17 protein-coding genes are annotated in these 18,092 nt (G+C 64.3%); 8 read left to right on the plus strand and 9 right to left on the minus strand.

Going from position 1 to position 18,092, the window contains the following annotated elements; genetic code table 11:
* The first annotated feature begins 245 nt into the window (after positions 1-245).
* The 3 genes from ACP7EY_RS12080 to ACP7EY_RS12090 all read left to right on the plus strand — a co-directional run bounded on the left by ACP7EY_RS12080 (position 246) and on the right by ACP7EY_RS12090 (position 2,827).
* Positions 246-485, plus strand: a complete 240-nt coding sequence (locus tag ACP7EY_RS12080) for a PEP-CTERM sorting domain-containing protein (protein WP_426193782.1) — start codon at positions 246-248, stop codon at positions 483-485.
* 442 nt (positions 486-927) lie between these two features.
* Positions 928-1,350 (plus strand): hypothetical protein, encoded by a 423-nt coding sequence (locus ACP7EY_RS12085; RefSeq protein WP_426193784.1) that lies wholly within the window; start codon positions 928-930, stop codon positions 1,348-1,350.
* Complete coding sequence (locus ACP7EY_RS12090) at positions 1,343-2,827, plus strand: ATPase domain-containing protein (protein WP_426193786.1); 1,485 nt, start codon at positions 1,343-1,345, stop codon at positions 2,825-2,827. Before ACP7EY_RS12085 ends, ACP7EY_RS12090 begins: the two co-directional genes overlap by 8 nt.
* 50 nt (positions 2,828-2,877) lie before the next feature.
* Here ACP7EY_RS12090 and ACP7EY_RS12095 read toward each other — a convergent pair whose 3' ends face one another.
* From ACP7EY_RS12095 to ACP7EY_RS12105, 3 genes are all read right to left on the minus strand, one after another.
* Positions 2,878-3,462, minus strand: coding sequence for a type 1 glutamine amidotransferase domain-containing protein (locus ACP7EY_RS12095; RefSeq protein ID WP_426193788.1), 585 nt, complete (start codon positions 3,460-3,462; stop codon positions 2,878-2,880).
* Between the two features lie 194 nt (positions 3,463-3,656).
* Positions 3,657-3,968, minus strand: coding sequence for a MerR family transcriptional regulator (locus ACP7EY_RS12100; RefSeq protein ID WP_426193790.1), 312 nt, complete (start codon positions 3,966-3,968; stop codon positions 3,657-3,659).
* 48 nt (positions 3,969-4,016) lie between these two features.
* Entirely contained in the window at positions 4,017-4,946 is a 930-nt protein-coding gene (locus ACP7EY_RS12105; protein ID WP_426193792.1) for a DnaJ C-terminal domain-containing protein, read from the minus strand.
* Positions 4,947-5,122: 176 nt separating this feature from the next.
* Here ACP7EY_RS12105 and ACP7EY_RS12110 point away from each other — a divergent pair, with 176 nt between their 5' ends.
* Complete coding sequence (locus tag ACP7EY_RS12110) at positions 5,123-6,019, plus strand: c-type cytochrome (protein ID WP_426193794.1); 897 nt, start codon at positions 5,123-5,125, stop codon at positions 6,017-6,019.
* On the opposite strand, the gene ACP7EY_RS12115 is transcribed toward ACP7EY_RS12110, so the two are convergent.
* On the minus strand, positions 6,016-6,543 hold the full coding sequence (locus tag ACP7EY_RS12115; RefSeq protein ID WP_426193796.1) for a PH domain-containing protein: 528 nt from the start codon (positions 6,541-6,543) through the stop codon (positions 6,016-6,018). The two genes, ACP7EY_RS12110 and ACP7EY_RS12115, sit on opposite strands and share 4 nt — an antisense overlap.
* Positions 6,544-6,629: 86 nt before the next feature.
* Here ACP7EY_RS12115 and ACP7EY_RS12120 point away from each other — a divergent pair, with 86 nt between their 5' ends.
* Together ACP7EY_RS12120 and ACP7EY_RS12125 are read left to right on the plus strand one after the other, a co-directional pair.
* Positions 6,630-8,048: an MATE family efflux transporter gene (locus tag ACP7EY_RS12120; RefSeq protein WP_426193798.1), complete on the plus strand. Its 1,419-nt coding sequence runs from the start codon at positions 6,630-6,632 to the stop codon at positions 8,046-8,048.
* 72 nt (positions 8,049-8,120) lie between these two features.
* Entirely contained in the window at positions 8,121-10,340 is a 2,220-nt protein-coding gene (locus ACP7EY_RS12125; RefSeq protein ID WP_426193800.1) for an alpha/beta fold hydrolase, read from the plus strand.
* 73 nt (positions 10,341-10,413) lie between these two features.
* On the opposite strand, the gene ACP7EY_RS12130 is transcribed toward ACP7EY_RS12125, so the two are convergent.
* Positions 10,414-10,593 (minus strand): CsbD family protein, encoded by a 180-nt coding sequence (locus ACP7EY_RS12130; RefSeq protein WP_426193802.1) that lies wholly within the window; start codon positions 10,591-10,593, stop codon positions 10,414-10,416.
* 200 nt (positions 10,594-10,793) lie between these two features.
* On the opposite strand from ACP7EY_RS12130, the gene ACP7EY_RS12135 reads away from it, so the two are divergent.
* Positions 10,794-11,540, plus strand: a complete 747-nt coding sequence (locus tag ACP7EY_RS12135) for a hypothetical protein (RefSeq protein ID WP_426193804.1) — start codon at positions 10,794-10,796, stop codon at positions 11,538-11,540.
* A 59-nt stretch (positions 11,541-11,599) separates the two neighbouring features.
* Here ACP7EY_RS12135 and ACP7EY_RS12140 read toward each other — a convergent pair whose 3' ends face one another.
* The 4 genes from ACP7EY_RS12140 to ACP7EY_RS12155 form a co-directional block, all read right to left on the minus strand.
* Positions 11,600-11,782, minus strand: a complete 183-nt coding sequence (locus ACP7EY_RS12140; protein WP_426193830.1) for a CsbD family protein — start codon at positions 11,780-11,782, stop codon at positions 11,600-11,602.
* A 68-nt stretch (positions 11,783-11,850) separates the two neighbouring features.
* Positions 11,851-12,480: a class I SAM-dependent DNA methyltransferase gene (locus tag ACP7EY_RS12145; protein ID WP_426193806.1), complete on the minus strand. Its 630-nt coding sequence runs from the start codon at positions 12,478-12,480 to the stop codon at positions 11,851-11,853.
* A 74-nt stretch (positions 12,481-12,554) separates the two neighbouring features.
* Complete coding sequence (locus tag ACP7EY_RS12150; protein ID WP_426193808.1) at positions 12,555-14,621, minus strand: M13 family metallopeptidase; 2,067 nt, start codon at positions 14,619-14,621, stop codon at positions 12,555-12,557.
* Between the two features lie 42 nt (positions 14,622-14,663).
* Positions 14,664-17,300, minus strand: coding sequence for a M1 family metallopeptidase (locus ACP7EY_RS12155; RefSeq protein ID WP_426193810.1), 2,637 nt, complete (start codon positions 17,298-17,300; stop codon positions 14,664-14,666).
* 367 nt (positions 17,301-17,667) lie between these two features.
* Between ACP7EY_RS12155 and ACP7EY_RS12160 the strand changes: the two genes are divergently transcribed.
* Positions 17,668-17,922 carry a flagellar protein FliT gene (locus tag ACP7EY_RS12160; RefSeq protein ID WP_426193812.1) on the plus strand — a complete coding sequence of 85 codons (255 nt, stop codon included), beginning with the start codon at positions 17,668-17,670 and terminating at the stop codon, positions 17,920-17,922.
* The last annotated feature ends 170 nt before the right edge of the window (positions 17,923-18,092 follow it).

Consider the following 18,092-nt stretch of genomic DNA (forward strand, 5'->3'; position numbering starts at 1 on the left):
TAACTAGAGGGAAATCGCCAAGCGATTTCTTGCTTTTCGCCTCCACCACGCACCCAAGGCGGCGGGAATCGAAGCCGCGGGACGCTGGGCGTAGCAGGGGTTTCAAGCCGCATGCGGCGAGCCTGCGAAGCGACTTGCGCTTGCAAGCGCAAGGCTCTCCGATTCCTCTAACTAAAGGGAAATCGCCCAGCGATTTCTTGCCTTACGCCTCCACCATAGCATCCAAAAAAACCGCCACGACGCTCATGCTCAACACCGCCAGCAATGCCAGCAAGCGAACCGGTAATGACTTCGCCGCCTTCGCACTGAGTGGCTTCAACATTCTGCAGGCGCTAATGATCACCCATAACAGCTCATATTATTTGGCGCTGGACAAGCTTGTCGTCAACGCCAGCGTCGTCCCCGAACCCGGTTCGCGGGCCCTGCTCGGACTGGCTGCGGCCGCTTGTGCCGCCATGCGCCGGCGCACCGCCAAGGCGGCCTAAGCCAAGGCAGGACGGCTGCCACACCTGCCCCGAGCGCAATTTCCTGACGATCAGCGCCGGCGCACACGGCTTGTCGACAAGATAGCGCCCGGCAGCGTAAGCAGAGGCGAACATGATGGTCGTGGCCGGCGCCAGTTCGCACCGGCCTTGCCAGCGTGGCACCGTTCATGCGCCGCATCATGAGCGCATCAGCGCCGCACCTGCCTGGACAAAAAAGTTAATGCTATTTTTATTACAATTAATCCCCGCCCCCCCAGAATGTGCCAGCACCCGATTGTGTATTCCACGCACGCGCGCCCCAGCGCTTAGCGGCGGCAAACCAAGCCGGCCTCGCGCAACGCGGTTCGGCCCGCCTTGGCGAACTCTACAAAAGGAAACGCCGCGATTGTTACTTTTTGTTTTAGAATAGGGAAATTTCGCAATTCTTCACTTCGGCTCAAACATGGCAACAGACGAGGATTCACCCCGGGCCATCATCAGGCGGCTGCTGGTAAGTAACGCCGACGGAGCGGTCGACTGCAGCATCGAGATCCTCGAGTTGCTGGCCAACAGCCTGGTGGGCATGATCGGCGAACATGGTTTTGAAACCTTGCTCTACCGCAGCGCTCACCGCGTCAATCTGGACTTCCCCTGGCTGCTGTACGACCCGCGCCGGCGTCCGGCCGACCCCGAATTCAATCTGCTGCGCGATTGTTTCGACGGCCAGGACGCCCCGCAATCACTGGCCGCCAGCGAATTACTACTCACAACCTTGATCGATATCCTGGCCGTCCTGATCGGCGAGTACATGACCATGTTAATAGTGCAACCTGCGCTGAACCGCGCCAGCGCAAGAAACAAAAGCAAGGAGCAGGACAATGGGTAAGCGTGTACACATAGCCAAGCTGGTTTCCGGCGTGCCAGGGTTCGACGAATTGCTCGGCGGCGGCGTCCCCGAGTTTTCGTTCAACCTCATCGCCGGCACACCCGGCAGCGGCAAGACCACCCTCGCCCACCAGATCATGTTCTCGCTGGCCAATCCGCAACGCCGCGCCCTGTTCTTCACGGTACTGGGCGAGCCGCCATTGAAAATGCTGCGCTATCAACAGCAGTTTTCCTACTTCGATTTTGGCAAGATCGAGACGTCGATCCGTTTCGTCAACCTGGCCGCCGACATGGTCGACGGCAATTTTGACCGTGTTCTCGCCCGCATCATCGACGAAGTGCAGGAATATTCGCCCAGCCTGGTGTTCGTCGACTCGTTCCGCTCGGTGGTACAGGCCGCGCCCAGCGGCGAGCAGGGCTTTTCCGACTTGCAGCAGTTCATCCAGCAACTGGGCATGCAAATGACCAGCTGGCAGGCCACGACGTTCCTGATCGGCGAATACCTGCAGCCCGATACCGAATCGGGGCCCGTGTTCACGGTCGCCGATGGCATCCTGTGGCTGTCGCAACTGGTCCGCGGCGACTCGATGGTGCGCAAGATCCAGGTGGTCAAGATGCGCGGCGCCGACCAGAAACTGGGCTCGCACACCTTCCGCATCAACAACGATGGCGTGCAAGTGTTCCCGCGCGCTGTCATCCAGGCACCGCACGCGCCAGCGGCGATGTTGGCCAGCGAGCGGGTGTCGACCGGCGTGGCCGAGCTCGACGCCATGATGGGCGGCGGCGTGCCGGCCGCTTACTCACTGCTGGTGGCGGGCCCGTCCGGTTCGGGCAAGACCATCCTGGCCACCGAGTTCCTGGCCGAAGGAGCGCGCCGCGGCGAACACGGCATCATTGCCGCGTTTGAGAAAAGTCCAAACCAACTCTTAAGCTATCAACTAAATGAACTGGTTAGTTCCGGCATGGTGGGGGTGATCAACACGCGCGCCCTCGACCTGTCCATCGACGAGATCTTGCACGACCTGGTGACAATGATCGACGCCACCAATGCACGGCGGGTGGTGATCGATTCGCTGTCCGGCTTCGAGCTGGCACTGTCGTCGATTTTCCGCGACGATTACCGCGAAGCACTGTACCGGCTGGTGGCGATCCTGACCGCCAAAGGGGTGACCGTGATGATGACGACCGAGCTGGAAGACCGCTACGACATGCTGCGCTTTAGCTCGTATGGCAATGCCTTCCTGGCCGACGCCATCATCAACCAGCGCTACGTGGAAATGGATGGCCAGTTCCGCCGGGTGGTGTCGGTGATCAAGGTGCGCGCGAGCGACCACAGCAAGGAAATGCGCTTTTACGACATCGTCGATGGCCACACCATCATCGGCGAGCGCGTGACGGGCTTTACGGGCGTGCTGACAGGCAAACCGCTGCGCATCAAGCGTGTGGCGCGCACCAGGAAATCGCTGAAAATCGCCTGACACTTCCCAGTTTCTCGACCACCGGGCCGGCCTTTGCCGGCCCTGTTCATTTACGAGGTCGGTCCCGCATCGACTTGTTCGTGCACGGTCAGGGCGTCGTGAAACGCCCGGCTGAAAGCTGGCAGATCGTCCGGCTTGCGGCTGGTGATCAGGCGGCCGTCGATGACCACCGCGTCGTCGGTCCATTCGGCGCCCGCGTTGCGCAAGTCGGTCTTGAGGCTGGGCCAACTGGTGACATGCCTGGCGGCGACCACGCCGGCGTCGATCAGGGTCCAGGGACCGTGGCACAGGGCGGCGATGGGGCGGTCGGTGGCGGCAAAGGCGCGAATAAAGGCGATCGCGGCGGCGCTGGTGCGCAGGGCATCGGGATTGGCCACGCCGCCCGGCAAGAGCAAGCCGTCGTAATCGGCGGCCCTGGCCTCGGCCACCGTTTTGTCGACCTTGAACTGGTCGCCCTTGCGATCATGGATGACGCCCTGCACCTGCGTGCCCGCAGCCTTGGGCGAGAGCAGCTCGACGCGGGCGCCGTGCTGCTGGAGAAAATCGCGCGGGGCGGTAAATTCGATTTGCTCGACGCCGTCGGTCATCAGGACCGCAATGGTTTTGCCCGCAAGGGATTGCTGTGCTGTGTTCATGAGAACTCCCGCGCTGCAGATGGAGAATCCGGTATGCGTCCATTGTAGTAGCACGGCCGACGGCTGTCGCGTCAGTGCCGTGCGACACCACCATCAGGGGCGAGCGGGGAGCATGCGGGCGTAACGGAGCCACCCCCGGGCACGCAGGCGCCTGGGTTCCCCCCGCACAAGCGGCCAGGCAAGCGCGGGGCCGTCTAGTCGGCGCCGACCACGCGCAGGCGCGTGCGCAGGCGGTGGATTTCATCGCCCAGGTCGAGTACCAGGGCGGCGATGTCTTCGTTGGCGTCGAAGGCCTGCTCGAGGTTGCGCAGGCGGCGCGCGCGCACCAGGTCGCTGCTGCGAAAACGGATGGTGGTGAGCTCAAAACTGCTGTCCTCGCCCAGCACGCCCGCCTTGACGTGGCGAATCACCCAATCCGGCTCCACCTGGCACGCCAGCGCCAGTTCTTCGAGGGTGAGCGCGACATCGTCGAGCAGCACCCCGCTTAGCGGTACATTGTTCCCCATCTTGTATGCTCCGATCCCATGTGCGCCGTGGCGGGCGGCGCCGATTCGTCAGGCGCCGTTGCGCTCGCGCGGGTTGAAGGCCATGTCGCGGGCCATCTGTTCGTACAGTTTGCGCGCCGCCTCATCGTGCGCGGGCGGCAGCACCACTTCCAGCACCAGGTACAGGTCGCCCGGTACAGCGGCGGGGATGCCGCGCCCCTTCAGGCGCAGCTTGCGCCCCGTTTGCGAGCCCGGCGGCACATTGACTTCGACATTGCCGGACGGCGTGGGCACGCCGATGGCGCCACCGAGCGCCGCTTCCCACGGCGTCACCGGCACGGTTTCATAGACATCGCTGCCTTCGACCTTGTAGCGGCGGTCCGGGTTGAGGGTGATTTCCAGGTACAGATCACCGTTCGGCCCGCCGCCACGGCCCGCATGGCCCTGCCCCGTCAGGCGCAATTGCTGGCCTGGCAGCACACCCTTGGGAATTTTGACGTCGAGCGATTTCTCGCTGTTGACGGCGCGGCCCGTGCCGTCCGGCTGCGGCACCCGCATGGTGATGGTGCGGGTGGCGCCGTGGAAGGCGTCGTACAGGTCGATGCCGATGCTGGCGTGGATGTCTTCGCCGCGCATTTGAAAGCCGCCACCGGGACGGCCGCGCTTGCCCACGTTGGCAAACAGATCGGAAAAGAAATCGCTGTCCATGCCCGCGCCCCCACCGAAGCCGCCGCCGCCGCCGCCGCCCCAGTTTGGCGGCGGTTGAAATTCCTGACCCGCACGCCGCCCGCTGCCAAGTTCATCGTAGGCGGCGCGCTTTTCGGCGTCGCCCAGCACCCCGTAGGCCTCGTTGATTTCCTTGGTTTTGCTGTCGGCATCCTTGAGCTTGCTGACATCGGGATGGTACTTGCGCACCAGCTTGCGGTACGCCTTTTTGATGTCGTCGGCAGTGGCCGTCTTGTCGATGCCAAGACTGGCGTAGTAATCCTTGTATTCCACGAACGGCACTCCCCAGTTGTTTCAGTCATCGTAACGCAGCAGGGGACAAATTGGCGCACGCATCGTCGTCAAAACGACAATCATTTTTCCGGTGATCGCGCGCACGTTTGTCGTTTTCGGGATTGTATTGACATCAACCAGTGCTAGATTTTGAGGGGATTGGTGGAGGAGCAGAGATGAACAAGTGGGCAAAACGGATCGGCTGGTGGCTGATCGCGCTGTTATGCGCCGGCATCGGCCTGGCGCTGGCAGGCAAGGTGCTGGGCGAGCGCAAGCTGGCCCGCAAGGTGGCGGTCCCGGCGGCGCTGCTGGCGGTGACGGCCGATCCCGCCCGCCTCGAGCAGGGCCGCTACCTGTTCAACACGCGCGGTTGCGCCGAATGCCACGGCGCCCAGGGCGCGGGCAAAACCGTGATCGCTGATGGCGCCATGCGCATCGATTCGCCCAACATCAGTCCGGGCGAACACAGCGTTACCCGCCACTACCGCGCCCCCGACTGGGTGCGCACGGTGCGCCATGGCGTCAAGCCCGATGGCACGGCGGTGATGATCATGCCCAGCGAAGACTACAACCGCCTCAGCGACGCCGACATGGCGGCGCTGCTCGCTTACCTGAACGCACTGCCACCCGTGGCCGGCACGCCCGCCGTGGTGGCCCTGCCCATCCCCGTCAAGATCCTGTACGGGGTGGGGGCGATCAAGGATGCGGCGGAAAAAATCGATCACACCCTGCCGCCCGCGCCGCCCGTCCCGGCCGCCATTTCACCCGCCCACGGCGCCTATGTCGCCAACACCTGCATGGGCTGCCACGGCCCGCAACTGGCAGGCGGCAAGATTGCCGGGGCGCCCCCCAACTGGCCGCCCACGGCCAACCTGACGCCCGGCAAGGGCAGCGTGATGCCCCGTTACCCGTCGGCGGAGGTGTTCGTGGCAAGCATGCGCAGCGGCAAGCGGCCCGATGGCTCGGCGATCAGCGAGGTGATGCCCTTCGCGTCCCTGCGGCAGATGAACGACACCGACTTGCGCGCCCTGTACCTGTACCTGCAAACTCTGCCGCCCCGCGAGACCAACTAATCGCGCTGGCGCAGCAGCATCACCACCTCGGCCAGCCGGGCGTCGATCGATTGCAGCAGCGCCAGCTGGGCGTCGTCGGCCGGGCGCGCGACCGGCGCATGGCGCAAGGCTTCGCGCGCGGCCATGATCTTCGCGCGAAACGCCTGCGCATCGATGATCCCCGTCAAATGCATGTCCGAGGCCTGTCCCGCGCTGTGCCCCGCCGTCTCGAATTTGAGGGTGCTCAAGTTGAACCGGCGCAGGAGCGGTCCTTCGACAAAGGTCACGTCCTGGATGTTTTCCAGTGGGATCGTCTTTTCCGTCGTCACCAGGATGCCCTTGCGATAGCGCAGGCTGCGCTCGCCCAACTGGCATTCGAGGCGGTCGAAATAATGCCGCGCCCACCAGCGGCCCACGCCCAGGAACCAGATCAGCGCCAGCGGGATGCCGATCACGGTGAAGATCATGGTCACACCGATCTGCATGACCAGGAAAGGCTTGATCATGGGATTAAATTGCGCGCGAAAAATGGTGTCGTCAGCCATGATTTGATGAAAAGTGATGTCGCCTACAGTGTATTCCAGCACGGCTATTGCCAGTAAAATATGTGGTTTCGTCGTCGTCAGTGTCCATGTCCCTCGCTCCTCTCCGCCCCGCCCACCCCGTTCTGGCAGAAATGCGCGCGATCTGGCAGCTGTCCTGGCCCGTGCTGATCGGCCAGCTTGCCACCGTCGGCATGGGCGTGGCCGACGTCGCCATGACGGGCCACGTCAATGCCGACGAGCTCGCCGCCGTGTCGCTGGGCGCGTCGGTCTGGTCGATCATGCTGGTGACGGTGATGGGCGTGATGATGGCCGTTAACACCGTCGTCGCCCACCAGGCCGGCGCCGGCCACTTCGCCGCGATCGCCCACACGGTGCGCCAGGCGCTGTGGAAAGGGCTGGGCGTGGGCCTGCTGGCCTGCGCCGCCACCAATGCCTGCGCCCTGCTGTTTCCCCACATCGGCCTGGCCGCGCCGGTGGCGGCCAAGGCCGCGCTGTTCACCCACGTTATCAGCATTGCCATGCCGGCGTTTGCCTGTTACCGCGCCCTGTATGGCTACACCGCCAGCATTAACCAGACCAAGCCGGTGATGGTGATCGCCATCGGCGGACTGGCATTGAATATCCTGGTCAACTGGCTGCTGGTGTTCGGCAACCTGGGCTTTCCCCGCCTGGGCGCGGTGGGCTGCGCGGTGGGCACCGTCATCGGCACCTGGCTGATGCTGGGCGCCATGCTGTGCTGGATCCGCACCGCGCCCGCCTACCGCCCGACCAATCCGCTGACCCACTGGGCAGGCCCCGACTGGGCCGCCATCGGCAACATGCTGCGCCTGGGCCTGCCGATCGGGGTGACGTATTTTGCCGAAGTGAGCGCGTTCGGCCTGATCAGCTTGCTGGTGGCCCGCTACGGCGTGGTGCAGGTGTCGGCCCACCAGATTGCCCTGAATTTTTCCTCGCTCACCTTCATGGTCCCGCTCAGCTTTGGCATCGCCCTGATCACCCGCGTCGGCCAGGCGCTGGGCGAAGGCGATGCCTGCAAGGCGCGCCACGTGGCCTGGGTCGGGGTGGCCATGTCGGCCGGCTTCGGCCTGCTGTCGGCCGGCTTCGTCGCCGTGTTTCGCTGGGAGATCGCGCGCGCCTACACGCTCGACCCGGACGTGCAGGCGCTGTGCGCGCAACTGCTGCTGTTTGCCGCCCTGTTCCAATTGTCCGACGCCGTCCAGGTGGCCACCGCCAGCGCCATCCGCGGCTACCAGGTCACGCGCCCGCCAATGGTGATCCAGCTGGTGGCGTTCTGGGTTTTCTCGCTGCCGCTGGGCATCGTGCTGGGACTGGCGCCCGCCGCCCTGCCCTTCGGCCCCGCCGCGCCCATGCAGGTGTTCGGTTTCTGGATCGGCCTGGTGCTGGGGCTGTCGATCGCCGCCGTGCTGCTCACCGGCGCGCTGGCCCGACTGGCCAATGCCAGGGCGCGCGCCGGCGCCCGTGGCGCCATGGCAAAGGTGGCGTAATTACAGCTTTTGCCGGCTGACTCTGGTATCGTCTCGTAGTTGTAAAAGTTCAACCATTATTCGAGACAATCCATGCGCCTTTCGCTCTGCCTTATTGCTGCCTTGCTGGCCGCGCCCGCTTTCGCCGAACGCCTGACCCTGGATCGCATCCAGGCCGATCCCGCCCTGTCGGGGCCCGGCGTGCGCAATCTGCGCGTCTCGCCCGACGGCGCGCACATCACGTTCCTGCGCGGTCGCGAGGACAACCAGTTCCAGCTGGACTTGTGGGAATTTAACACCAAGGACAAGACCACCCGCCGCCTGGTCGATTCGAAGGTGCTGGTGCCGAACGAGTCGATTTCGCTGGAAGAAAAAGCCCGCCGCGAACGCGCGCGCACGGCCAGCCTGTCCGGCATCCTCAACTACAGCTGGTCGCCGGACGGCAAGCAGCTGCTGGTGCCGATCGCGGGCGACCTCTACCTGGTCGATGCGGCCCACCCGGAAAAGGCCCGCAAGGTCGCCTCCGGCAACGTCGCCGATCCCAAGATTTCGCCGAAAGGACGTTACGTTTCCTTCATCCGCCAGCAGAACATCGTCGTCATCGACCTGAGCACAGGCAAGGAAAAGCAACTGACCACCGATGGCAAGGGCACGGTCCACAACGGCGAAGCGGAATTTGTCGCCCAGGAAGAAATGGGCCAGCGCACCGGCTACTACTGGGCGCCGGACGATTCGGCCATCGCCTACAAGCGCTTCGATGAAGCGCCGGTGCCGGTGGTGCGCCGCTTTGAAATTTTCGCCGACCGCACCGACGTCGTCGAGCAGCGTTACCCGGCCGCGGGCGATCGCAACGTGATCGCCCAATTGTTCATCGTCTCGCCCGTCAGCGGCGCGCCGCGCAAGGTCGACATCGGTGCCAACGAAGATATCTACCTGGTGCGCGCCGACTGGTCCGGCGACAGCAAGACGCTGGTGTACCAGCGCCAGAGCCGCGACCAGAAGAAACTCGACCTGATCGCCGTCGATGCCGCCAGCCTGGCCCAGCGCACCCTGCTGACGGAAACCTCGCCCACCTGGGTCAGCATCAGCGACGACCTGCGCTTCCTGAAAAACCAGAACGCCTTCCTGTGGTCGTCCGAGCGCACCGGCCGCAATCACCTGTATTTGTATGGCATGGACGGCAAGCTGCTCAGCACCGTGTCGAGCGGTAACTGGGGCATCGACAATGTCCAGGCGGTCGACGAGAAAACCGGCCGCGTGTTCGTCTCCTCGAACCGCGACAACGTCGTCGACAAGCAGATCTACGCGCTGGCCCTCGATGGCAGCCTGGCCGACAAGCCGGTGCGCATCACCAAGGCCGACGGCTGGCACGAAGCGAGCTTTGCCCGCAACGGCGAAGTGTTCGTCGACACCTTCTCCGACCCCACCACGCCACCGCAGGTGTCGATCCGCACGCCGGACGGCGCCATGGTCGGCTGGGTCGAGCAGAACGAACTGAACGACAAGCACCCGTACGGCAAGTACAAGGCCGACATGCTGCCGACGGAATTCGGCACCATCAAGGCCAACGATGGCCAGACCCTGCACTACTCGATGATCAAGCCGGCCAATTTCAATCCTGCCAAGCGGTATCCGGTGTTTCTGTACACCTATGGCGGCCCCCACTCGCAACAGGTCACGCGCAAATGGGACAACCAGTTTTATCAGTACATGGCGCAGCAGGGCTATGTGGTATTTCGCCTCGACAACCGCGGTTCCTCGCGCCGTGAGCGCCAGTTCACCGACGTCATCTACAAGGAACTGGGCAAGCATGAAGTGCAGGACCAGATCGCCGGCATCGACTGGCTGGCCAGCCAGAGCTTCGTCGATCCCAAGCGGGTGGGCGTGTTCGGCTGGAGCTACGGCGGCTTCATGACGCTGCGCCTGCTGTCGGCGGCGTCGGACAAGATCGCCATGGGCGTGTCGGTGGCGCCGGTGACGGACTGGTCGCTCTACGACACCCACTACACGGAGCAGTTCGTGGGCGCCACGCCCAAGTCGGACCCGACGGCGTATGCCAACAGCGGCGTGTTTGCGCACCTGGACGGCTTGAAGTCGCCACTGCTGCTGATCCACGGCATGGCCGATGACAATGTGTTGTTTACCAATACCACCAAGCTGATCGATGGCCTGGTCAACCGTAACATCAAGTTCGATCTGATGACCTACCCGGGCGCCAAGCACGGCATTTCCTCGCGTGCCGGCCAGCGCCATGTGTATTCGACGATCGAAGCGTTTTTCCGCAAGCACATCGGCGACAAGCCAGGTGCCTGAACCGCTGTAGACGCCGTTGACGTAAAAAAGCCGCGAAGTTCGCGGCTTTTTTATTTCATCGGACAAGCACCAATTAGTTGGTGGCATCATTGATGACTTCTTTGGCATCGCCAATTTTTTCCTGGGTCTTGCCCTCGACCTGGTTGGCCAGGCCTTTTGCTTGCTGTTCGGTGCTACCGACCAGTTTGCCAGCCTCTTCCTGAATTTTGCCGCCGATGTCTTTCAGTTTGCCGTTGACTTGATCGCTGTTCATGGTAGAGCTCCTTTGGTTGGAAAGCGCATGGCGTTGTGCTCATGCAGTGGGACCAGAATAAGCGATGGCGGCCTTTCCGTCTGTTAGCGACCGAACGCTAGCTCAACAATAAATGTTTGCGCCAGATCAAACCGATGGACGCCGGCGGGATTTTTTGCGCTCCATGGGGTCCAACCTTGCATGAAACGCAGGAGACCATAATGCCCCGGCCCATTGAGCACGCACTCACCGGCAGCGCCCTCATGCTGCTGCTGGCCGCATGCGGCGGCAGCGACCGCTTCAGCGTGCAAGTGAACCCTGGCGGCATCGAGTCGCCCCCCTTTCTGCCGCCGGCGTCCACCGGCGTCACCGTCGATACGGCCGCGGCCTGGCGCCACTACCTGGGCACGGCGCAGCGCTGGGAAGTGGCCGGCCAACAAAACGGCAACGCCTTCAGTCTCGCGCTGACGCTCACGCCCGGCCCCATCAGCATCTTTCCCTACAACGGCCAGTTGGCGCAAACGAGCACCGAGTCGCTACGCCTGCGCTTTGCCGGCGTCGCCAGCGTGGACACGGACGCCACCCTGTACTACAGCAATGGCAGCCTGATCGGCATCGTCGGTGGCAGCGGCGCCAGCGCGCGCTGCGCCGTCATCCGCACCCCCTTCACGGCGCTGCCCACCAATAGCCGCGTGGGCGACAGCGGCACCATCGTTTCGCTGGCCAGGCTGGCCGCTTGCACGCCGGACGCCCAGCAGATCGGCTCGGTCACCTTGCGCTGGTCGATCGAACAGGATCTGGCCGTCACCCTGTTTTGCCTGACCAGCCTGCAGCAAGCCCCCCAAGGAACGCCGGCGGGCGCGCAAACGGCGTGCATGCAAACGACGGCCCAGGGCGAACTGGGCGGCAGCGCCCGGCTCAGTGTGCGGCGGCCCGATGGCAGCGAAGTGAGCGGAAAAAATTACTGAAGGGGCGTAAAAAAAGCCGCGACCAGCGCGGCTTGGGGAACAGCACGGACGGCGTTTGATCAGCGGTTGCCGCGATCTTGCACGATGTCCTTGGCGTCGCCTGCTTTTTCCTGCAATTTACCCTCGGACTGCTTGGCCAGGCCCTTGGCTTGCTGCTCACTGCTGCCGAGCACCTCGCCCACTTTTTCCTGGATTTTGCCGCCGATGTCCTTCGCCTTGCCTTTGACCTGGTCCTGGTTCATTTCGGGTACCTCGCTCACTGGTGGTTGGGACCCTCACCATACGACGAGCTTGCCGTCGCTTCTGTTCGCTACTTAACCAAAGCCGGCTTGCGCCAGACGCTGGCCAGCCAATGTTGCTCAGCAAGGGGGCGGCCGGCCGGCCGGAAGTAATGGTCGAGGTAGACGAAGCCGGCCGCCTCCAGGAACGCGCGCCAGGCGTCGAGCGCATGGTAGCTGCCGTAACGTTCGCCGTTCCAGCCCTCCTGGTTGTCGCCGCGGGGATTAGAGCTAAACAGGACGCCGCCCGCCTGCAAGGCGGCGTACAGTTTCCGCAACACCTGCGGCAGCGCGCTGCGGGGGACGTGAAACAGCGAGGCATTCGCGTAGATGCCGTCGAACATGGCATCGGGCAAGTCCAGGTGCAGAAAATCCTGCTGCCACACTTCGCAACCGCTGTGGTCGCGGGCCATGTGCACGAAGGCGGCGCTGCCGTCGATGCCGATGGCGCGGTGGCCCAGCGCGGTGAAGGTTTTCAGGTCGCGGCCCGGGCCGCAGCCCAGGTCGAGGATGGTGGCGGGCGCCGGTCTGGCGATGGCGCCCAGCAGGGCATCGATGTTCTGGCTGACATCATGGTCGATGGTGCCGGCAAAAAAACTGTCGGCGTTGTCGTTGTAGTGGGCCAGGGTGTGGCGGCTGATGGCGTCGAGGTCGTCGTTCATGGTGGCCGATCGGGGAATCCATCGTGGCGCGGCGGGCATGGGGGGCGCTGTGCCAGCGCCCCCCGTTTGGCAGCTTACCAGACGCGCACGCGCTCGCCCGGCGCCAGGTACAGCGACTGGCCCGGCTTGACATCGAAGGCCTGGTACCAGGCATCGAGATTGCGCACGGTGGCGGCGCGGTAGGGCGATGGCGCGTGGCCGTCCGTCAGCACGACGCGGCGCAGCTGCGCTTCGCGCATCTTGCTGCGCTCGCTGTGGGCGTAGCCCAGGAAAAAATCCTTGTCGGCATCGGCCGGCACCGGCTTGCCCGCCAGCGTGGCCCGGTAGGCATCGTAGGACGCGGCCAGGCCGGCCAGGTCGGCCAGGTTTTCCGACAGGGTCAGGTTGCCGTTGATGGCCAGGTCGGGGAACGGCTTGTACGCGGAAAACTGCGCCGCCAGCTTGGCCGAGGCTTGCGTGAAGTGCTCCTTGTCGGCCTTGCTCCACCAGTCGCGCAGGCGTCCCTGGGCGTCGAACTGGGCGCCCTGGTCGTCGAAACTGTGGCTGATTTCATGGCCGATCACGCTGCCGATGGCGCCGTAGTTGGTGGCGTCGGACGCTTTCGGATCGTAGAACGGCGGCTGCAGGATGGCGGCGGGGAACACGATACCGTTTTGCAGCGGCATGTTGACGGCGTTGACGAGCTGCGGTGGCATCGCCCACTCGGACTTGTCGGGTTTCTTGTTCAGCTTGGCGATCTGTTGTTGCGTCTGGAACGCTTCGGCGCGCACGGCGTTGCCGAAGGCGTCGCCCGGCACCACTTTTAAGGCGGCAAACGACTCCCAGCGGTCCGGGTAAGCCACGCCCACGTACAAGGTCTTGAGCTTTTGCTGGGCCTGGGCGCGGGTGGCGGGGGCCATCCAGTCGAGCTTGTCGATGCGCTTGCTGAAGGCGGCGATGATGTTCGTCACCATCTGCCCGATGCGCACCTTGTCGGCGGCGGCAAAATTGCGCTCGACGTAGACGCGGCCGACGGCTTGGTCGAGCGCGCCATTGGTGGCGGCCAGCGCGCGCTTCCAGCGGGCGGACTGCTCGGGCGTGCCGGACAGGGCCTTGCCGTAGAAGGCGAAGCGCTGGTCGACGAAGGCCTTCGACAGGGTCGGGCCGGCATGGTTGATCTGGTGGAAGGCCAGGTAATCTTTCCAGGAGTCCAGGTCAGCCGACGCCACCAGCGCCGCTTCCCCCTTGGCCGCGCCCGGATGCCAGACGATGAAGCTGCGCTGCGCCGACAGGCCGGCCGCCTTGAAGTAGGCGTTCCAGTCCATGCCCGGCGCCTTGCTGGCAAAATCTTTCAGGGTCCAGGTATTGTTGCCCTTGACTACATCGGCGGAGTCTTCGCGGCTGGCATGCGCCCTGGCGATGTCCATCTCCAGCGCGAACACGCGGGCGGCGCGCGCTTCGACGTCGCTGTAGCCAGCGAGCTTGAGCATGGCGGCAATGTGCTGCTGGTAGCTGGTGCGCAGCTCGGACATCCGCGCGTTGTCGGTCAGGTAATAGGCGCGGTCGGGCATGCCCAGGCCGCCCTGCAGCAGGTAGGGCACGTTGCGCGCGGGATCATTCAAGCCCTGCGCCACCCACAGGCCGAAAATATTCTCGGTGAAAAAATTGGTGTTGTTGAGCGGGTCCACATCGGCCCGCAGCGACGCGCCCAGCGCGCGCGTCAGGTCGGCCTTGTTGCCAATGGCGTCGATCTGCGCCAGCAGCGGCTTCAGGGGGGCGGCGCCGCGCGCCTCGATGGCCGCCTCGTCCATGAAGGTCTTGTAATAGGTGGCGACCTTGCGCGGCTCGGGCGAGGCCTTCTGGTCGGCATCGATGCTGCCGAACATCTTGACGATGCGCTCATTGGTGTCTTCGGCGATCGCGGCGAACGCGCCCCAGCTGCTGCGGTCGGCCGGGATCTCGGTGCGGGCCAGCCAGTCGCTGTTGGCGTAGGTGAAAAAGTCGTCGCCGGGCAGCAGCGCCATGGTGGCGGGCCGGGCGACAGCGGCGGGCGCGGCGGCGGGAGCGGCAGTGGTCTGGGCAAAGCTCGGGGCGCAGGCCAGGGCGGCGCCGCACAGGGCGAGCGATACGGCGGTCTTGATCGGGGTCCAACTGGTGTTCATGGGGAGGTCCTTGTGATTGGCACGGTCAATGCTGCTAGTCGTTTATTGTAATGCGGCGCGCACTTGCGGCAGCAAACGCGCCTTTTGGGCGGCGCGGATACGCACGCCATTGCCCACCCGTTGCGCTTCGGCCAGGGCATCGGCGCCGAATTGCTCACCGACATAGGCTTCCATGCGCTCGGCGTCGCGCACGTCGCTCGAACTGGCGACGATGCCGGCAAAAGCCCGGTTGCGGCCGACGGCGTCCTGGTTCTTCATCAGGCTGTCGCGGTGGGCGACGGCGAACGCCCAGGCCTGATCGACGTGTTCGTTGCCGGCCACGGCGGGCACGATGGTGGTGGTCATTTGCGGCGGCAAGGTGGCCGACAGCGCCAGTTCGAGCACGCGCGCCGCCTGGACCGGGTCGGCCACGCGCACCAGCGAGCGGGTCAGGCGGTTGCGCTCTTCATTGTTTTGGCTGGCCAGCGCGCGGGCGATCAGGGCGTCGACGGTGGCGGCGTCGGCGTTGCGGCCGGCTGCGTTGAGGACGAAGTCGATCATCGACGGGCTGACGCTCGACGGCTGCCGCAGGTAGCGTTCGAAGCGGGCCTGCGCTTCGGCGATCACCGCCGCGTCGCCCGCGCGCGCCAGCGTGGCCGCCAGCTGCGCGCGCAACTGGCGCTCGTCGACCGGCTCGCCGGCGCGCTCTTCCCAGCCCAGGCTGGCAAACTTCGGGCCCGCCAGGGCCACCGTGAAACGGCGGATCTGCGCCCGCTCGGGGCGGCCCGCGGCCAGCGCGTCGAGGGTGGCCAGGTTGCCCAGGATCGACATCCAGACGGCGCCCCGGTTTTCCTTGGCGTATTGCCCCACCAGCTTCAAATAGGCCGCCAGCGGCAGCCGGTCGGCCATCACCATGCCCCAGGCGTCGGCCTGCAGTTTCAGGCGGGTGGCGTCGGGCAGCTTGGTGACCTGGCCGGCCAGGGCGTCGAACGAAGCCTGGTCATATTGCACGCGGAAAAACCCCACCGAGGCGGGATCGACCACCAGCACGCCGTCGCAGCTTTGGCTGAGCGTGACGCTGGGGCCGGTGAGCAAGGTGTAGGCGGACTTGCCGTCGACTTTGCCCACCTGCACCGGCACATTCCACAGGCGCTTTTCCGGCGCCGGCTCGTCGAGGCGAAACTGCTCCTGCGTCAGGGTCACTTCGCGCTTGCCGTCCTTGCAGACCTGGCTGACCTGGATGACGGGAAAGCCCGACTGCGTGGTCCAGTCCGATGCCAGCTTTTCCACCGGCTTGCCGGAGGCCGCTTCGAGTGCGGACCACAGATCGGCACTGGTGGTGTTCGAATACTTGTGCTTGGCCATGTAAGCGCGGATGCCCTTGCGGAACGGCTCTTCGCCCAGGTAGGCCTCGAGCATGCGCAGGAAGGCTTCGCCCTTGCCATAGGTAATCGCATCGAAGGCATTGGCGGCCTGCGCTTCGGTGGCGACCGGGGTCTGGATCGGGTGGGTACTCTTGCGCGCGTCCAGATTGAGCACCCCTTCCCGTTCGACCTGGCCGTCCAGGTCGGACCGCCATTCCGGATGGAAGTGCTGGGTGGCCTTGGCCGCCATCCACGACGCAAAACCTTCGTTGAGCCACAGGTTGTCCCACCACGCCATGGTGACCAGGTTGCCAAACCACTGGTGGGCCACCTCGTGGGCGTTGACGGAAAACGTCAGCTGGCGGACCTGGTCGGGGCTGGTTTTCGGGTCCACCAGCAGGGCCGATTCGTTGTAGACGATGCCGCCCCAGTTTTCCATGGCGCCATTGAAACCGCCGGGAATGGCAATCTGGTCGAGCTTGGCAAGGGGGTACGGCACGCCAAAATAATTATTGTAGTAGCGCAGGACATCGCGCGTGACGGCCAGGGGGTAGGCGGCCGCGTCCAGCTTGCCCTCGGTGGTGACGATGCCGATGTCGACGCCATCCTGCTTGCCGGCCAAACGCTCGAGCTCGCCCGCCACCAGCACCACCAGGTAGCTGGGCATTTTGGGAGTGACGCCGAACCAGGTGCGCTGCAGGCCGGACTCGAGTTTTTCCTGCTTTTCGATGGGGGTGTTCGAGTAGGCCTTGAAATGCGCGGGCAGATCGACGGTCAGCTTGAAGGTGGCGCGAAAGGCCGGTTCGTCCCAGCTTGGCAACAGGCGCCGCGCATCGGTGGGCTCCATGGTGGTGGCCAGCATGACTTTGTCCTGGGACCCCACCTTGTACTCCATATGAAACATGCCGCGCGCTTCGCGGTTGATCAGCCCCCGAAATTTCAGGGCCAGCCGGTAGCGCCCCGGCGCCAGCGGCTTGTCGAGATGAAAGCTGAGGGTTTCCTGCTCCTTGTCCAGTTGCGCTACCAGCCGGATTTCGCCGATCTGCTTGCCGGCCAGGGTGGCGCTGTCGATGTCGAGGTTGACGGCGTTGAGCACGATGGTGGAGGTGGCGGCCAGCACATCGATCTCCACCGTCTCCGCACCCAGGAAGGTATGGGTCTTCAGATTCGGCGTCAGGTGGGCGGCATATTGCACGGGGACCACGTCTTTGGGCAGCTTGCCAGGCGTGGTGCGGAAATTGAACGGCGCCTCGGCATGGACGGGAGCGGCCAGCGCCGCGGCGACCAGCATGGCGAGGATGCCAGGCCGCATCACGGGAGTAAAAACGTTTCTCATTCGGGTCCCTGCGTGGATGGTCTCGATGGTTAAAAAGAACGCCATGGGGATGGCGCAATCAGCCCAGCCTGCACTATAAGGACACCGCCCCGGCGCCAGCGGCACAATGCGACGAACGGCATGCGGTGGCGCCAGAGCGTCGAAAACGGGGAATGGATGTTATTTGAACATCTGCGTCCCTGCCGCGACCGCCGCTACCCTGACCTTTATGACAAGGTTTCGACACTTCGTAACAAATTGAAAGAAATTTCAAATATTTTCTGCCAGGACCCTAAAGTTTGCCGCGCAAGGGCCGTTATGGAAGGACACGCGGTAATCTCATTGAACTGACAGTGGTGCGACCATGACTTCAAACGACGTAGTAAGCATGTACGAACAACTCGCCGGCTTGACGGCCCAGATGACGCTGGCCGCCCAGGCCGGTGACTGGTGCTCGCTGGCCGCCCTCGAGCAGCAGTGTGCCCGCCATCAGCAAGCGGTACAGGCGGGCGTGCCGCCCCTGACGGGCGAAGCGCGCAGTCGCAAGATCGCCCTGATGAAACAGATCATGGCCAATGACCGTGCCATCCGTGATGTCACCGAACCATGGATCAACAAGGTGCTCACGCAAGCGGCACACTGAACCCGGTCTGATTTTATTGATGCGCGAGCGCCCGTTGGGCGCTTTTTTTTGGGCGCTTTCACCGTTTGCTGTGGGTCGACCCCGAACCGATTTGAATTGCTGAGGTCAAACCTGCTCCACCACCGTGATGGGAGAGCAGCATGGCACAAGGCAAGCAGGTCCGTCCGAAT

The sequence above is a fragment of the Massilia sp. DWR3-1-1 genome, from assembly GCF_049898325.1.
In the GTDB taxonomy this organism is placed as follows: domain Bacteria; phylum Pseudomonadota; class Gammaproteobacteria; order Burkholderiales; family Burkholderiaceae_D; genus JAFCUW01.

Bases quoted from the DNA above. Each gene is read 5' to 3' on its own strand.
- ACP7EY_RS12080 (WP_426193782.1), top strand. From the start codon at position 246: ATGCTCAACACCGCCAGCAATGCCAGCAAGCGAACCGGTAATGACTTC.
- ACP7EY_RS12085 (WP_426193784.1), top strand. From the start codon at position 928: ATGGCAACAGACGAGGATTCACCCCGGGCCATCATCAGGCGGCTGCTG.
- ACP7EY_RS12090 (WP_426193786.1), top strand. From the start codon at position 1,343: ATGGGTAAGCGTGTACACATAGCCAAGCTGGTTTCCGGCGTGCCAGGG.
- ACP7EY_RS12095 (WP_426193788.1), bottom strand. From the start codon at position 3,462: ATGAACACAGCACAGCAATCCCTTGCGGGCAAAACCATTGCGGTCCTG.
- ACP7EY_RS12100 (WP_426193790.1), bottom strand. From the start codon at position 3,968: ATGGGGAACAATGTACCGCTAAGCGGGGTGCTGCTCGACGATGTCGCG.
- ACP7EY_RS12110 (WP_426193794.1), top strand. From the start codon at position 5,123: ATGAACAAGTGGGCAAAACGGATCGGCTGGTGGCTGATCGCGCTGTTA.
- ACP7EY_RS12115 (WP_426193796.1), bottom strand. From the start codon at position 6,543: ATGGCTGACGACACCATTTTTCGCGCGCAATTTAATCCCATGATCAAG.
- ACP7EY_RS12120 (WP_426193798.1), top strand. From the start codon at position 6,630: ATGTCCCTCGCTCCTCTCCGCCCCGCCCACCCCGTTCTGGCAGAAATG.
- ACP7EY_RS12125 (WP_426193800.1), top strand. From the start codon at position 8,121: ATGCGCCTTTCGCTCTGCCTTATTGCTGCCTTGCTGGCCGCGCCCGCT.
- ACP7EY_RS12130 (WP_426193802.1), bottom strand. From the start codon at position 10,593: ATGAACAGCGATCAAGTCAACGGCAAACTGAAAGACATCGGCGGCAAA.
- ACP7EY_RS12135 (WP_426193804.1), top strand. From the start codon at position 10,794: ATGCCCCGGCCCATTGAGCACGCACTCACCGGCAGCGCCCTCATGCTG.
- ACP7EY_RS12140 (WP_426193830.1), bottom strand. From the start codon at position 11,782: ATGAACCAGGACCAGGTCAAAGGCAAGGCGAAGGACATCGGCGGCAAA.
- ACP7EY_RS12145 (WP_426193806.1), bottom strand. From the start codon at position 12,480: ATGAACGACGACCTCGACGCCATCAGCCGCCACACCCTGGCCCACTAC.
- ACP7EY_RS12150 (WP_426193808.1), bottom strand. From the start codon at position 14,621: ATGAACACCAGTTGGACCCCGATCAAGACCGCCGTATCGCTCGCCCTG.
- ACP7EY_RS12155 (WP_426193810.1), bottom strand. From the start codon at position 17,300: ATGAGAAACGTTTTTACTCCCGTGATGCGGCCTGGCATCCTCGCCATG.
- ACP7EY_RS12160 (WP_426193812.1), top strand. From the start codon at position 17,668: ATGTACGAACAACTCGCCGGCTTGACGGCCCAGATGACGCTGGCCGCC.